The sequence below is a fragment of the Acidisarcina polymorpha genome, from assembly GCF_003330725.1.
GTDB lineage: Bacteria > Acidobacteriota > Terriglobia > Terriglobales > Acidobacteriaceae > Acidisarcina > Acidisarcina polymorpha.
Genome location: NZ_CP030840.1, coordinates 4,340,372 through 4,355,153, shown reverse-complemented (window position 1 = coordinate 4,355,153; position 14,782 = coordinate 4,340,372). Strand labels below are relative to the sequence as shown.

10 protein-coding genes are annotated in these 14,782 nt (G+C 57.0%); 8 read left to right on the top strand and 2 right to left on the bottom strand.

What is annotated here, in order from left to right; translation table 11 throughout:
• Nucleotides 1–55: 55 nt before the first annotated feature.
• Complete coding sequence (locus ACPOL_RS18430; RefSeq protein ID WP_114208357.1) at nucleotides 56–3,508, bottom strand: TonB-dependent receptor; 3,453 nt, start codon at nucleotides 3,506–3,508, stop codon at nucleotides 56–58.
• Nucleotides 3,509–4,163: 655 nt separating this feature from the next.
• Nucleotides 4,164–4,373: a hypothetical protein gene (locus ACPOL_RS18420; RefSeq protein WP_114208356.1), complete on the bottom strand. Its 210-nt coding sequence runs from the start codon at nucleotides 4,371–4,373 to the stop codon at nucleotides 4,164–4,166.
• A gap of 29 nt (nucleotides 4,374–4,402) precedes the next feature.
• On the opposite strand from ACPOL_RS18420, the gene ACPOL_RS18415 reads away from it, so the two are divergent.
• The 8 genes from ACPOL_RS18415 (at nucleotide 4,403) to ACPOL_RS18380 (ending at nucleotide 14,725) form a co-directional block, all read left to right on the top strand.
• Nucleotides 4,403–4,825 carry a GntR family transcriptional regulator gene (locus ACPOL_RS18415; RefSeq protein ID WP_114210904.1) on the top strand — a complete coding sequence of 141 codons (423 nt, stop codon included), beginning with the start codon at nucleotides 4,403–4,405 and terminating at the stop codon, nucleotides 4,823–4,825.
• A gap of 2 nt (nucleotides 4,826–4,827) precedes the next feature.
• Nucleotides 4,828–5,688 (top strand): slipin family protein, encoded by an 861-nt coding sequence (locus tag ACPOL_RS18410; RefSeq protein WP_114208355.1) that lies wholly within the window; start codon nucleotides 4,828–4,830, stop codon nucleotides 5,686–5,688.
• 73 nt (nucleotides 5,689–5,761) lie between these two features.
• Nucleotides 5,762–5,947 (top strand): hypothetical protein, encoded by a 186-nt coding sequence (locus ACPOL_RS18405; RefSeq protein WP_150133059.1) that lies wholly within the window; start codon nucleotides 5,762–5,764, stop codon nucleotides 5,945–5,947.
• A 264-nt stretch (nucleotides 5,948–6,211) separates the two neighbouring features.
• Nucleotides 6,212–7,174 carry an alpha/beta fold hydrolase gene (locus ACPOL_RS18400; protein ID WP_114208353.1) on the top strand — a complete coding sequence of 321 codons (963 nt, stop codon included), beginning with the start codon at nucleotides 6,212–6,214 and terminating at the stop codon, nucleotides 7,172–7,174.
• A gap of 282 nt (nucleotides 7,175–7,456) precedes the next feature.
• Nucleotides 7,457–8,581: a GntR family transcriptional regulator gene (locus tag ACPOL_RS18395; RefSeq protein ID WP_114210903.1), complete on the top strand. Its 1,125-nt coding sequence runs from the start codon at nucleotides 7,457–7,459 to the stop codon at nucleotides 8,579–8,581.
• Between the two features lie 351 nt (nucleotides 8,582–8,932).
• On the top strand, nucleotides 8,933–12,532 hold the full coding sequence (locus ACPOL_RS18390) for a TonB-dependent receptor (RefSeq protein WP_414633308.1): 3,600 nt from the start codon (nucleotides 8,933–8,935) through the stop codon (nucleotides 12,530–12,532).
• Nucleotides 12,533–12,646: 114 nt separating this feature from the next.
• Entirely contained in the window at nucleotides 12,647–13,729 is a 1,083-nt protein-coding gene (locus ACPOL_RS18385) for an alpha/beta hydrolase (protein ID WP_114208351.1), read from the top strand.
• A 114-nt stretch (nucleotides 13,730–13,843) separates the two neighbouring features.
• Nucleotides 13,844–14,725 (top strand): sugar phosphate isomerase/epimerase family protein, encoded by an 882-nt coding sequence (locus ACPOL_RS18380; protein WP_161557431.1) that lies wholly within the window; start codon nucleotides 13,844–13,846, stop codon nucleotides 14,723–14,725.
• Nucleotides 14,726–14,782: the final 57 nt, after the last annotated feature.

Below are 14,782 nucleotides of genomic sequence, written 5' to 3'. Positions count from 1 at the left end.
AAGCAAAGGGCGCCGTGGTTTGTAGACCACGGCGTCCTTGCTTTGTAGCTTCCGCTTAGAAGTGGATCTTCGCGCCCAGTTGAAGTGTGCGAGGATCATAGGCCGAAGTCACTTGACCGAAGTTGGAGTCATTAGTGTTGGCATCGATAGCGTTGAATTGAGTGTGGTTGAAGACGTTGAAGGACTCAAACCGCAGTTCGAGCCCCGGACCACCCTCTTTGGAAGAGAGCGGGACCGTTTTGAAGAGAGAGAGGTTCCAGTTTTGCAGGCCGGGCAGCCGTACCGCATCTTTTCCGGCTGAGCCGAACCCGGCGTTCGCTCCTCCAGCACCACTGACCCAGGGAGCGATGGGAGCGGCGAAGGAGTTGGTCGAGAACCAGGCTAGTCTCGTTTTTGGATAGTGGACCTTCGCCACAAGGTCAGGTCGATTGGTGGTGCCTCCGCCCAGACCCAGGGTATCGGGGCCCGTGTAGGTGATGTACTGTGGCGCTCCGCTGTGGATGGAAGTGATGCCCGAAACCTCCCAGCCGCCGAGCGCGGTACGCTCGAGCATGTTGCTGCTATGCAGGAAGAACGGCAGTGCGTAGATGTAACTGGCGTTGAAGATGTGACGCTGGTCGAGTGTTCCCGACCCGCGGTCGTAAGCGGTGTTGAAGGGATTCGAAATGCCGCCCAGATCGCTGCTCACCTGATCGGTCTCGTGCGAGTATGTGTAAGCAAAGGTCACAGTGACACCGTGCTTGTTTTCGATCCGAAGGCCGGCCTGGAGCCCGTTGTAGTTGGCGTTGGTCTCGGTCTCTTCCTGGTTGACGTCGCTGAAACCGAGAAACTGCCTATACAGGTTGGCATTGGCACCCCCGGCAACGGCCTGGCGATTGTCGTACGAGCCATTCGCCGGATCGAACAGAGGCAAAGTGTTAATGTGCCGATCGTCGCTCTGGTGCCAGCCTGTTGTTCCTACGTATTGCACTACGGCAACAATGGAGGGGGCAAGCTGGCGTTGAACGCCGAAGCTGAACTCTGCCGTTCCAGGGTTGGGATAGTTATACGAGAGGCTGGTGAGAGTCGAGGGGAACGACGGCAACACGGCTGGGACGGTCCCGGTCGCCGTGCTGATGTTGGGGTTGGAGAAATAGACGTTGTTGGCAGACGGCTGATATGCAAAGGGCGGGTTTAATGCAGCGTTGTATACATCGTTGCCCTGGACGCGCTCGAAGAACATCCCAAATCCGCCGCGGATCACCATCTTGCCATCGCCGCCAGGATTGAAGGCAAAGCCGATCCTCGGCTGCCAGCTGTTGTAACTGTTCTTGACGACGCCGCGTGGGAAGCCGTTAACCCCGGCCTCGCGAATGCCGTTCAGATAGAACGAACCGCCGGCGAAAGGCGTTAAGGCGGCCGGGTTGAGAGTTCCGCTTCCATCGTTAACAAGCGCAGTGCTGGCGGTTGTCGCGTTGAAGCTGGCGGGATAAAAATTCGCAAACTGATTGAACCGCTCAAAGGCGTGAGGCATGCCGTCGAAGCGGATACCCACGTTCAACGTGAGCTCTGACGAAACATGAAAGTTATCGTTCACATAGAAGCTGTAGTTGTTGTTGACCCAGTGCTTGCCGGCTAAAAAATTTAACTGGGTAAAGCTGGCGGTGTCACCGAGCACAAAGTTTACGTAGGAGTCTTTGGTGTAGGTGTTGTTGTTGAAAACAGCAGTGCCCTGGGTGTTGGCCTGCAGCTGCTGGTTCTTCGGGTCATGCAGCCAAGCAAAACCGAATTTCATCTGGTGCTTGCCGCGCGTCCAGGAGAGATCGTCGCGGGTATTGTAGCCCTCGTAGGAGTTCTTCCAGGGGAAGTATGACGAGGTCCAATTGGTGCTATAGGGTGCGCCAAGATCGATCTCAGGCAGACGGTTCCCGTCATTGTTTCCGGTAAAGAACGTGGTCTGGTCCCAGCCGGTGGGCTGGGTATAAGAAGAACCCGCGCCGGCAACTGGGTCAAGGTGGATGGTGTTACCGCTATAGAGGAACGCAGTTTCGTTGAGCAGGTTGGGCGAGAGGGTCTGGGTCAGCTTAACCGTCGCGGCCCAGGATGGGTTAAGCAGCGTGGAACCGACGGTGGGATAGCTACCATCGCTCCAAAGCGGCGGATAGTATGCCTGGCTGGTCTGATCGTGGAGGTAATGGCCCATCAACGCGAGCTTGCTGTTGATGGTGTGGTCGATACGAACAACATCTTCGCGAACCGTCGTCGGCTGCGCGACCGAGGAGACGTACTGATTGGTCCCAAAGTTTGGATGCGGAAAGGTGTTCTGGTTAAGCTCACGTACCGCGTTCTGATCGATGAGATTAGCCGGAATCGTGATCGTCCCATCCGGGTTAGTGGGGATCGGCTGCCCCACCACCCAGTTCGCTGGATAGAGGGGCGCATTCGAGGTAGCAGGAACGATGGGGGCTACGCCATTCGAGGGAATGGTGTAGTTCAGTGGCTGCCCTAGAGTCGGAAAATTGCTGGCCGCTATCGTATTCGCCGTAGTGGGCGAGCTACCCTGGATGAGTCTGCGCCACTCTTCGTTTACAAAAAAGAAAGTCCGGTTCCGGTTGCTGTTGTACACGTGGGGAATCCATACCGGGCCGCCGATGTTGAAGCCAGGTTCATTGAGACGAAATTTCGGGCGTCCCTGACCGGCTGCCTTGGTGAAGTAGTTGTTCGCGTCGTAGTCCTCGTTGCGATTGAAGTAGTAAGCGCTGCCGTGGAAGTCGTGAGAGCCGGACTTAATGACCATCAGGACGACGCCACCCGAGCCGACCCCGTAGTCAGGGGGGTAGTTGCTGTCAAGGGTCTGAAATTCAGAGAGAGCGTCGATCGCGGGCAGCGAGCTGAAGCAGCCGCCGCAGCCGCGGTCATTGAGTTCGCCGCCATCCAGCATGTAGACGTTATGGCTGACGCGCGTGCCGTTAAAGCTGATTCCATTGGCGGAAGTCAGAGCGTTAACTCCGGCAAAAGCTGGCAGGTTGTTTGCGACGCCAAGGCCGAGGGCGGCAAGAGCGGTCACGTTGCGGCCATTCGTGGCGAGTTGTGTGACCTGCTGGCCGCTGATCAGGGTGCTAATATCGCTGGTTTCGGTCTGGGTCTGGAGCGCGTCGGCGTGAACGGTGACGGTCTGGCCCTCACTGCCGACGGTCAGCAGGACGTCTTCCCGAAGCGTCTGAGCGACGTTCACAACGATGCCGGTCCGGCTGTACTTCTGAAATCCCGTCCCTCCGGCTGTCAGGTTGTAGGTACCGACGCCAAGATTTGGGAAATTATAGGTTCCGGAGCTGCTGGAGTTGTCCGTCCTGACCTGGCCGGTCGCCGGATTGGTAAGCGTAATGGTGATACTCGGAACAACCGCGCCGGTCGAGTCGGTGACCGTACCCGTAATCACCGCGTTTTCCTGGGCCCATACGCCGGAAGCTAGTCCGAAGATGAGGCCAAGGAAAAGGAGCCTGAGTGGAATCGAAAATCTGAGCGCCATAACCCCTCCCTAAATTGATACCGCAAGTGGAAAACGTTTTCTTATTTCACTTACTTTTGCAACTGCGAAATTCGTTCTGGATGCTAATCACCTCAATTAGCCATTGTCAAACGAATCCTTTATGTAAAAGGCTTTACCGTCCGAGAGCTCATAAACTCCGGGTGTCATTTACCGCCACCCCAAATTCCTGCTCGGATCCCAGGTAGGGTTCGATGTCTGAATCGACGAGTGACCGAGCAGGAATTTGATCTGCCCGAGAGCGCCGCCCGACTTCCGGCACAACTTGGCGCAGGTGCGGCGCAGGTCATGGGCCCCGAAATTTCGGATGCCGATCTCCTTGGCACACCGTTCGACGACCGACCAGACCGACCCATCCCCCAGTGCCACTTTGCCCGGCTTGCCGGACCTTCGAGACCGACCGCAGCAGAGGGCGTGTGGACCAGATTGCTTCGGATGTCTAGTAACCTGCTGAGCTCGCAACCCTCGTCTCAGGAGAGACGAGTCAATGACCCAGTTCGCCATCCTCGTAAGCGGCGCCTCCGGTCAACTCTGTCGTCGCATCATCGAGATTTTGCTCGAACAAAGACTAGTCCGGTCATCGCCACAATGCGAACTCCGGGAAAGCAACAGGACCTTGCTGACCGGGGCGTTGATCTTACTTTTTGCCGACTTTGATGACCTTTAGCAGCGTTTCCACCGCATTCTTTGGAGCCAAACAGATTTTGCTGATAAGCACCAAGACCTTCGACGTCGCTGGAAAGATCGCGGGCGCGTAGTCGACGATCGTGTTCACCCCAGAGAAGTGGATGAGCTCGGTGTAGACGCCGCCGATGTCGAGTTTCCTCCAAATTCCTCGACTTGACATGTACTAGTTTACTAGTACATTATTTTGACGTGAGAAAGGCAGCAAAAGTCGAGGCAGCCTCATTCGCCTTCCGTCTGGACTCCCATAGCGGCGTTCCCGTTTACAGACAGATCATTGATCAGGTTCAGGCGGCGATATCCGCAGGGATACTGACAGTCGGAGACCAACTCCCCACCGTGCGACAGGTGGCCGTCGATCTGGTTATCAATCCCAATACCGTTTCGCGCGCTTACCGCGAGATGGAGATTCGCGGCACGGTAGATACACAGCAAGGCTCTGGCACGTTCATCGCGGACAAGAAAATCGAATACGCCAAAGGCGAGCGCGAGCGGCAACTCGGGCAACTGGTTAGGGAATTCGTTTCCCGGGCTGGATCAGCAGGTTTCACCGTGGAGCAACTAGTGAAGGCCCTAGGCGAGCTCTCATTCGAAATTGATAGCAAGAGGAGATAACAATGTTAAAGCGTAATCACTTCAATAGCGTTGCTCTTACCGTACTCCTGTGTTGCATCCTGGGTGGGATCACGGTTGAGCGGTTCACAAATCGTCCGCTTGTCATTGTGATAGGCGGCGTTATTGGCATTTACTTCCTCTTCGCAATCAAGGTCGTAGACCAATGGGAGAAGGCTGCCCTCCTCCGCTTTGGCCGATACCGCGGATTGCGCGGCCCCGGACTCTTTCTTATTATCCCGATCGTCGAAACATTGAGCCGCTACGTCGACCAACGAGTCCGCGTCACCACCGTTAGCGCCGAATCCACTCTGACCCGCGACACGGTTCCGGTGAATGTCGACGCCATCATTTTCTGGCTGGTCTGGAACGCCGAAAAATCCATCCTCGAAGTCGAAGACTTCACCCAGGCCATCACCTTAGGCTCGCAGACCGCACTCCGTGAATCCATCGGACGCCACCAGCTCGCGCAAATGATCACCGACCGCGAGTCCCTTGGCCTCGAACTCCAGAAAGTCCTTGACGAAAAGACCACTCCCTGGGGCATCACGGTGCAGTCCGTCGAGATTCGAGACGTGCGCATTCCGCAGGCACTCGAAGACGCCATGTCGCAGCAAGCCCAGGCCGAGCGCGAACGCCAGGCCCGCGTCATCCTCGGCGAAGCGGAAGTCCAAGTCTCGGAGCAGTTCGCCCAGGCCAGCCGAGTCTACAACGACAACCCTGGCGCACTGCACCTACGTGGCATGAACATGCTCTACGAAGCCATCCGCGAAAAGGGCGCCATGGTCATCGTCCCCTCCTCCGCCATCGAAACTATGGGCCTCGGCGGCACACTCGCTGCGACGACTCTCGCAAAACAACAGTGAGAGTCAGGGGAGAAGAATTGAGAACCGCGATGAGCGTCGAATGTTAAGCTACCCAATGCTTCAGGGGGAGCGAATGCAGCCCAGAGTCTGGCAGCTGGATGCGCGCATCCGGGCCTGTGTAAGCCTGGACGGCTCGCTGCCTCCCGCGGTGGCCTTTCCGGAGTTTCCCGACAAGAAAGGGTTCAGCCAGCCCGTGCTTCTTCTTGAAGTGGACCATACCGAATGCCCTTTCCGCTGGCGCAGTACAACGAGTTCTTAAAGGAACAAAGAGGCGCAACTCATTCTTTGTCCGTCAGACAGTTACGACGCCTTACTAAATCCGCAGGCTTGTTCCACGGCAGCTTCAGCGACTATAGATTCTTTGCGGCAAACGGGAGTGCCTTCTTGAACTCGGCCATGCACTTGCCTGTGCCGTCGATAGCGTGTGGTCGTGACCCCGGATGAAGTTGTGCGTATAGCGATCGGGGCGATTCCCTCGCCGCCACGTAATGACCAAACAGCGATAGATGGAGCGAGGTCCCACATGAAGAAGATAACGCTGTCTCTTGTCACTCTTGTTGTGCTATCCGCAAGCGAATTGTACGCGCAGAATCCAGCCAACCACTCTCCACATACCGTGCAATTTGTCTCCGTCGAAAAAGACGTCAAACTCGAGGTGCTCGATTGGGGAGGGTCTGGCAAACCACTCATCTTTCTCGCCGGCGCCGGGGATACAGCACATCGCTTTGACGGCTTCGCCCCACGGTTTACCAAGCAGCATCACGTCTACGGCATCACGCGGAGAGGATTTGGCGCGTCCGGCAGTCCTGCACCAGTCAATGGAAACTATTCAGCGGATCGCCTCGGCGACGACGTGCTTGCAGTGCTGAAGTCGCTTGAGATAAACCGTCCTGTGCTGGTCGGACACTCGATGGCAGGGGAGGAGCTTAGTTCGGTCGCCAGTCGCTTCCCCGAAAAGGTTTCCGGGCTTATCTATCTCGATGCCGCGACCAACTTCGCCCTCGATGATCCAGAGCATCCGCTCCTTGCAGTCGAGATGAACGACATCAAAAGACGCATCGACGAGATCGAAGGCGGCGGGGTGGATGAAAAGAAGAAGCTGCTGGAACTTGAGGCTGCGGTTGCAAGGCTTGAAACCGTTCTTCATCATGACAACGTGGAAGTAGCTAAAATGCCGCCACTACCGCCTCGTTCGCCGATCGGTGCGGCGCTCAACTTTGGCATGCAAAAGTACACCAGCATTCCTGTTCCCGCGCTCGCCATCTACGCCTGCCCGCACAACTGGGACCGCCTGCCAGACAGTCCTGGAAAGAGCGCTTTGATGGCGGACGATAAATCACGCTGCGCGCGGTGGGCCGATAACTTTCGCCAAGGCGTGCCAAGTGCACGCATAGTCATGATCCCAAACGCAGATCACTATGTGTATCTGAGCAACGAAGCTCAAGTCGCCCGCGAGATGAATGACTTCCTCGATACACTTCCTTGATCGAGGTCATCGACGCTCTGGAGGAAGCTGACGCGGCGAAGGCTATGCACCTTTGCGCATAAGCACAGAAGATTCGCCGTGCAAATCTAAAACGAAGTTCTTCAGCGTTGAGCTCTCCGATCTCCCTGTCTCGAAAGAAGACTCTTTAGAAGCCCGTGTGATCCACCAAACGCCTTAGAACGCTCGAAGTTGTATAGGGTACTATCATCGGTAGTCGTGGTTCGCTGGGAGACGCACTCGATGCACCAACGCTCGAGTAGAGATCGAGGGGAAATGACCGCGATGCCAAAGCATAAGTACAAGGACATTCTCGAAAAGGTCCAGGAAGATATCAGCTCGGGTCGATACGAGCCTGGACAGCGACTGCCGAGCGAGACCGAACTAGTCAGGCGGTATGGGGCCTCGAGGATGACCGTCTTCAGAGCGATGCATGAGCTGCAGACTATGGGACTCGTTGTGCGCCGCGTGGGATCGGGGACGTTCGTTGCCCAAAGTTCCACCTCGAAGAGTCATGTTTTTGGATTGCTGATTCCTGAACTTGGACAGACGGAGATCTTCGAGGTGATCTGCAAGGGAATGATGGAGTCTCAAAACGCCTTTCGGCATTCGCTGCTTTGGGGCAACTCCGCATCGAAGGAGAGCGAGAAGGAAGCGGTGGCAGAACAACTTTGCCAGCATTACATCTCTCAAAAAGTCTCAGGGATATTCTTTGCTCCGGTGGAGTTTTCGAGCGGACGTGTCCGGGCGAATCACAGAGTTGTTGAAGCTTTGGACAAGGCTCGGATTCCCGTCGTGCTTCTCGACAGGTGCCTTGAGCCCTATCCGGATCGAAGTAAATACGACCTGGTTGGCATCGACAATCGACGAACCGCATATCAGGCCACAGAACATCTGATTACGGTTGGCGCAAAGCGCATTGGATTCATTGCGAGACCTAATTCGGCGCCCACCGTTGATGCCCGCATTGCGGGATTCCGCGAAGCGATTCAGGCCTACACGCAAGGCGCGATTCGGTATGCTGTGAACCTTGGCGATGCATCAGACCCGAAATTCATAAAAGCAATCTTGAAGAAGGACCGTCCCGATGCGTTTCTCTGCGCCAATGACTTTACCGCAGGCAAACTGATGCGAACGCTCTTGTCGATAGGGGAACGAATTCCTGAAGATATCAGGATTGTTGGGATAGACGATGTGAAGTATGCGGGTCTGCTTCCCGTGCCGCTTACCACACAGCACCAACCTTGCAGAGATATCGGCAGAACCGCTCTCTCGGTGATGCTCGATAGAATCGCTAACCCCGATCTTCCCGCGAGGGATGTTCTGCTCGGGTGCCAGATGGTTGTTCGACAATCCTGCGGAGCCGAACCCGAGGAGCAGCTAAACGGACGGTCGCGTCCAGGCAGATGAGAGCGTAGGCGAAATTGTTTTCTCTCTCCGAGTATTGCGCTGGTTCAACTAGACCGCGACCGTAGTACTGCGGCTTAACATGACCTCATCAGATGCAAATTGAATTCAAAACTTCACCCCAAACAGCATTCTTTCGGAACCGCGTTCGTTGCCGGATGTCGTCAAAAGCGCGCCAAGTTGTCTATGCAACTTTTATTGAATACCCTGCATAAATAATTGACAACTATTGATCGAGACGCTTAGAACTTCCCTTCGGGGGCGAAAGCGCACTTGACTCTCCTTCGATTTCGATCGCTTGCCACCATCGCTGACCAGATATCGAGGAATCAAGGTGTGTCGCGGAGGTAGAGCATGAGCCACGAGTCAAGACTTCGAGGAAGCGGTATGTGCAAGACTGCTTGTTCACGGGGGCTTCAGAAGACGGTACGACCAGGGACTTCCAGTTCTCGCAAATCGGTATCGAGTCATCTCTGGATTATGCTTCTTGCGATTACCGGCGCTATAACTCCAACTCTTGTAAGAGCTCAAACAAGCTATGGAAGCGTCGTTGGCGCTGTAACAGATTCCGGTGGCGCAGTCGTTGGAGGCGCCGAGGTGCAATTGACAAACAAGGGTACGAACGCCCAGCAGAGAACGGCGACCAGCTCTGCAGGCACTTACACGTTCATCAACCTGAATCCGGGATCATACAGCGTGACCGTGTCGCACTCGGGATTCAAAGCTTCGACGACCGATCAGGTGGACGTCCAGATCGGCGGAATCGCCCGCGCCGATTTCGCTTTGGAGGTGGGAGCGGTGACTGAGTCCATCACCGTTACGGGCGCCACAGCCTCCCTCCAGACCGATAACGCATCGTTGGGCGGAGTGATCGAGGGCAGGCAGGTACAAGAGGCGCCTCTCAATGGCCGCAATGTCAACAACCTTCTCGATTTCGTACCGGGAGTAGTGCCGGGTGGTGGAACTTCGGGTAGCACCGTAGCGAACGGCGGAACCGGTCAGGTCAGCGCAAACACGCAGGCGATCTCCTACGGAAACTATCAGATTGGAGGCGCGTTCAGCGGGCAAAGCCTCTTCTTCATCGACGGCGTTGGCTCCAACATCTCCGAGAACAATGTCAACACGCTAGTTCCGACGCAAGACGCCGTCCAGGAGTTCAGGGTTTCAACGAACAACGTCAGCGCGGAGTTTGGCGGATACGGAGGCGGCGTCGTCGAAATCTCGACCAAGAGCGGCACGAATCAATTTCATGGAACCGCCTACGAGTATTTTCGCAACACCGCGCTTGATGCGAATGACTGGTTCTCCAATAATGCGGGCCTCGGCAAGGTGCCGCTCCATCAGAATCAGTACGGGGCCAACCTGGGCGGCCCTCTGTTGAGGAACAAGCTATTCTTTTTCTTCAGTTGGGAGCACGAATCGTTGAGTTCAGCCACTCCGGCCAGCTACGTCATGCCCACGACAGCTGAATTGAGCGGAGATTTTTCTTCGGACCCGCAGGTTATCTATGATCCGACGACTGGACAGCCGTTCCCCGGCAACAGCATCGTCGGCAGGATCGATCCCGTGGCGCTGAAGATTCTTCAGCTCGAGACGCCGAATGAATCCATAGTGAAGCAGACCCCCTACGTCAACAACACATTTGTGTCGGTGCCCGCGATCGGAGTTCAGACGCAATACAACGCGCGTGTCGACGCCAGCCTGGGCAAGGACACAGCCTTCGCGCGCTACACGTTCTGGAACCCGCACAATGAAGCGGTCGATCCTTTCGGAAACAAAACCGGCGCGGGGCCTACCGGCAACTACACCCAGGAAGGCGTACTGGGAGACAATCACGTGTTTTCCCCCACATCGATCGCCGAACTGCGCCTTTCGTATCTGGAGAACTATAACTTTCAGGATCCGTTGAGCAACGGCTTCGACATGGCGACCATCGGCGGCGAATGGGGGGCGATTCCCGGTCAATCCGGACTTGGCACCTTCTCTCTTCCCGCGCTCGCGATTCAGGGGTATAGCGTAGGACCGAACCTCTCCCAATTGCACTGGAACAACAACATCTGGGCGGTCAACGGAAGCTTCACTAAGATCGTAGGAAAACACAGCATCAAGTCCGGCGGCAATTGGCGCCAGGTCCTGTGGGAAGCGTATCCAGGCAGCGGAGGAGTCAATTTGACCTCGCTCCCTGGTTTCACCGCTGATCCGAGCATAGCCGGAACAGGCAACGCTCTCGCCTCGTTTCTGCTTGGCATTCCGTCGCAGACAAACGTGACGGTGACAAGCCCCACCTATGCCTTCCTGCACAACTACGGCTTCTTCGTGGAGGACACCTATCAAGCCACGCCTAAGTTGACAGTCACGGCCGGCCTTCGCTGGGAGCAGCCCGGCGCATTCTCGGAAGAGAACAACATTGACGCGGTTTTTCTTCCCAACGCACCTCTGAGCGTCGGCGGGGTCAGCTCGTACGTCGACCCGCTCGGCAACACGGTGCAGCTCAAGGGGACGGCCGCGTTGGTGGCTTCGCCGCTGTATCCTTCTCGAAGGGAAGAATCGCTCCATTGGAAGACCTTCTCCCCGCGCGTCGGCTTCGCGTGGCGCTTCGACCCTGAGAGCGTGATCCGGGCGGGCTACGGCATCTCCTACTTCCCGGCTGTTTTAGATCAGGACGGTCCCCAACTAAGCTCGCTGACCCGGTCGGCGACGAACAACGTGAACAGTGTAGGGCAACCGGTCGGCGCCACGATCGCAGATCCGTTCCCAACCGGAATCACGCCGGCCCTCGGCCATTCTCAACAAGGCGTTGACAACCTTCTGGGAAGCGGGGTATGGGCGCGCGTGCCGGACCAGCCGCTTGGTTATTCTCAACAATGGAATCTTGCGGTCGAGCGCACGATCGGAGGGAGCGCCACGGCGAGTCTGGCCTACGCCGGATCCAAAGGAACACACCTGATTATCGCGTCCCCGTACACCGGCTCCGGGCTGCAGCTGAACCAAATTCCCGATCAATATCTGTCAATGGGGGATGATCTGCTGACTCCGGTCGCGAACCCGTTCTATGGCGCGCTGCCGGCCGGTTCCGCCGCCGGGGGTCCTACTATCCTGAAGGGTAGGCTCCTGATGCCCTATCCTCAATATCCGCTGGGCGTTCTGCAGCAGGACGCGCGCATCGCGGGCTCCAATTACAACGCGCTCCAAATGTACTTCACCAAGCGTTTCGGCCATGCCGGCATCGTTCAGGCCGCATACACATGGGCGAAGCTGATTAGCGACACCGACAACACAAGCTCCTTCCTCGACGGCCAGGGAGGCACCGGGCTCGTCCAGGATCGGTACAACCTTAAAGCTGAGAAATCGGTGAGCCAGCAAGACATTCGGCAGAACTTCGTCGCGAACTACGGGCTCGATCTGCCCTTTGGGCACGGCCAGATGTACCTCGCCAACATCAACTCGGTGGCGAACGCGCTCGTCGGCGGTTGGCGCGTCAACGGGATCACAACTCTCAGGAGCGGCGTTCCCATCGCGCTGACCGCGAATCCGAATACGCTGGCGCAAGACTTTGGAGGTGGCACTCCGGGCTTTGGTTTAGGGAGCGGCATCATTCGGCCGAACTATGCTCCTGGATGCAGCAAGAGCGTATCCGGCAATCGGTCGGCCAAAGCTTTGGAGTGGTTCAACACCAGCTGCTTCTCGGAGCCGGGTCCTTTTGAATATGGCAATGAATCCAGAGTTGACACCGGCTTGAGGGCCGATAAACTAGTGAACTTCGATTTCTCGGCGAACAAATCCTTCGACTTGACCGAGAGGGCGAAGCTGAAGTTCAGCGCCGAAATATTCGACCTGTTTAATCATCCTCAATTCGCCGAGCCCGGCGTCGGCCTGGGGCCCAGTTTCGGCGTTGTGAACCATCAAAGCAACCTTCCCCGCACCGTCCAGCTCGCTTTGCGGTTCACCTATTAAGAACAGTCCAGCGATCATAGGCTGCTCGGCCTGCGGAGACGCAAAGCGGCCGACGATCCAATGCGGAGGCCGTCGAGCGACGCTGCCCCCCATAGAGAAAGGTGAAAAAGTTCAATGCCCCTTCGAACCAAGCTCGCTCTCGTCGTCATTCTGCTCTGTGGCTTGATCGCGACTTCGACAAAGCTTTACGCGCAGGACGCGGCGCAGCCGGCCCCGAACGTCGTCGTCAACTCGGACGGCACGGTGCAGATTCCCAGCTACGCCGTGCCGCTTTCCAGCTTCCTGAGCCCCGACGCCAAAACCTACGTCACGGATCACATGAGAGAGATGCAGGACCCCGAGCTTGTGAAGCAGGATCAGGGTGTGCCTCGTTTCATGAAACGCTACCTGGAGCGCGACGAGGCGCTGTTCGCCCTCGAACGCAAGGACGTTTCTCTGGGAGGTGTGCATACCTACACTTACTCGCCGCGAGCGGGAATATCGGACAAGAACAAGGCGCGAGTCTTGATCAACCTGCACGGCGGCGGATTTTCCGGCTGCTGGCCCGGCTGCGCCGAACTCGAGTCAATGCCGATCTCCGCGCTCATGAAGATCAAAGTTGTTACCGTGGATTACCGCGAGGGACCGGACAACAAGTTCCCGGCCGCCAGCGAAGATGTGGCAAGCGTCTACCGCGAGTTGCTGAAGACTTACAAGCCGCAAGACATCGGCATATATGGATGCTCTGCCGGCGGCATGTTGACGGCGATGTCTCTGGCTTGGTTTCAAACCCATGGACTGCCGACGCCGGGAGCGGTTGGCATCTACTGCGCCTCCGCCGGCGCGTTCGGCGGAGATGCTACCTATATAGCGTTTCCCTTCGGAGAGGGGAGAATGCCCCCCGCGCACCCTCCCGCTCAATCTCAGCTTGGGTATTTCGGCGGGACAGACATGAAGGATCCACTCGTCTCGCCAATGAATTCACCCGAGATCCTGGCGAAGTTCCCCCCGACTCTGCTGATTACGGGGACCCGGGACTTCGCGATGAGCGGCACGATCCACACGGATGCGGAGCTCACCAAGAGGGGCGTCAAGGCGGAGCTTCATGTGTGGGACGGGCTGTTTCACGGGTTCTTTTATAACGCCGATGTTCCGGAGTCGCAGGACGCCTTCAACGTGATGATCAGCTTCTTCGACCGGAATCTTGGGACAAAGTAGTCCAATCCAAACGGTAGGCGTTTGCGGATGGCAAGAGAGCGCCGGCTCCGCGCCATGCGGTTTAGTGTTCTGGCTCGCCGTCGATGTGGCAAGCGTTCGTTCTGGAGGAGTCGGATGAAGATAGGCGTAAGCGCCTTCGCATGGACCTCGGATTTTGGGGCCCCGCACCTTGAACTGCTGCCGGGACTCAGGGAGTTGGGTCTTCAGGGCGTGGAAGTTCCCATGTTCGATCCCGGAACGCTGCCGGTTGGCGGTGTTCGAAACGCATGCGAACGCAACGGGCTGACGTGCACAGTCTGCGCTCTTTTGCCGAAGCAATATAACCCGATCAGCCCGGAGCGTGAAGCGAGGCTCGGGGCCCTCCGCCATCTTCAGCAATGCATCGAAGCGACCGCCGCGATGGGAGCGCACCTGCTCGGCGGCCCGTTGTTCGCGCCCATCGGCTACCTTCCGGAGCATCGGCCGACTGAGGACGAATGGTCATGGGCCACGGAAGTATTCCAGTCTTTGGGCGACAGCTTAGCTGCGAACGACGTGACGCTGTCGATCGAGCCGGTGAACCGATCGGAGACATTCTTCTTGAGGACGGCCGCGGAGGCAAGCCGTCTCTGCGAGCTGATCGTCAATCCTCGAATCGGCGTCACGATCGATACGTTCCACGCCAATATCGAGGAACGTGATATTGCAGGGGCAATTCGGAGCCTGGGCCGCCACTTGAAGCACATCCATGCGAGCGAGAACGATCGTGGACCGCTCGGTCGAGGACATGTTCCGTTCCTCGAGATCGTCAATACGCTTGAAGAAATCAAGTTCGACGGATTCGTGATGATCGAAGGCTTCGGCTACAGCCCGCCGGAGAAGAATGCTCCGGGATATCTATGGGCGTGTCCAGATGTGTCGCCCGAGGCCTTTGTTACAGAGAGTCTCCGGTTCCTGAAGGAGATTTCGCCAGGTACGGAGGCTTGGTTGCCATCCACTGTCGTTGGGGAGCGCTGAAGAATCGAGTGCCCCCGAAGGACGCGACCCGCCATGGCTCGGACCGTGCCAGACTCT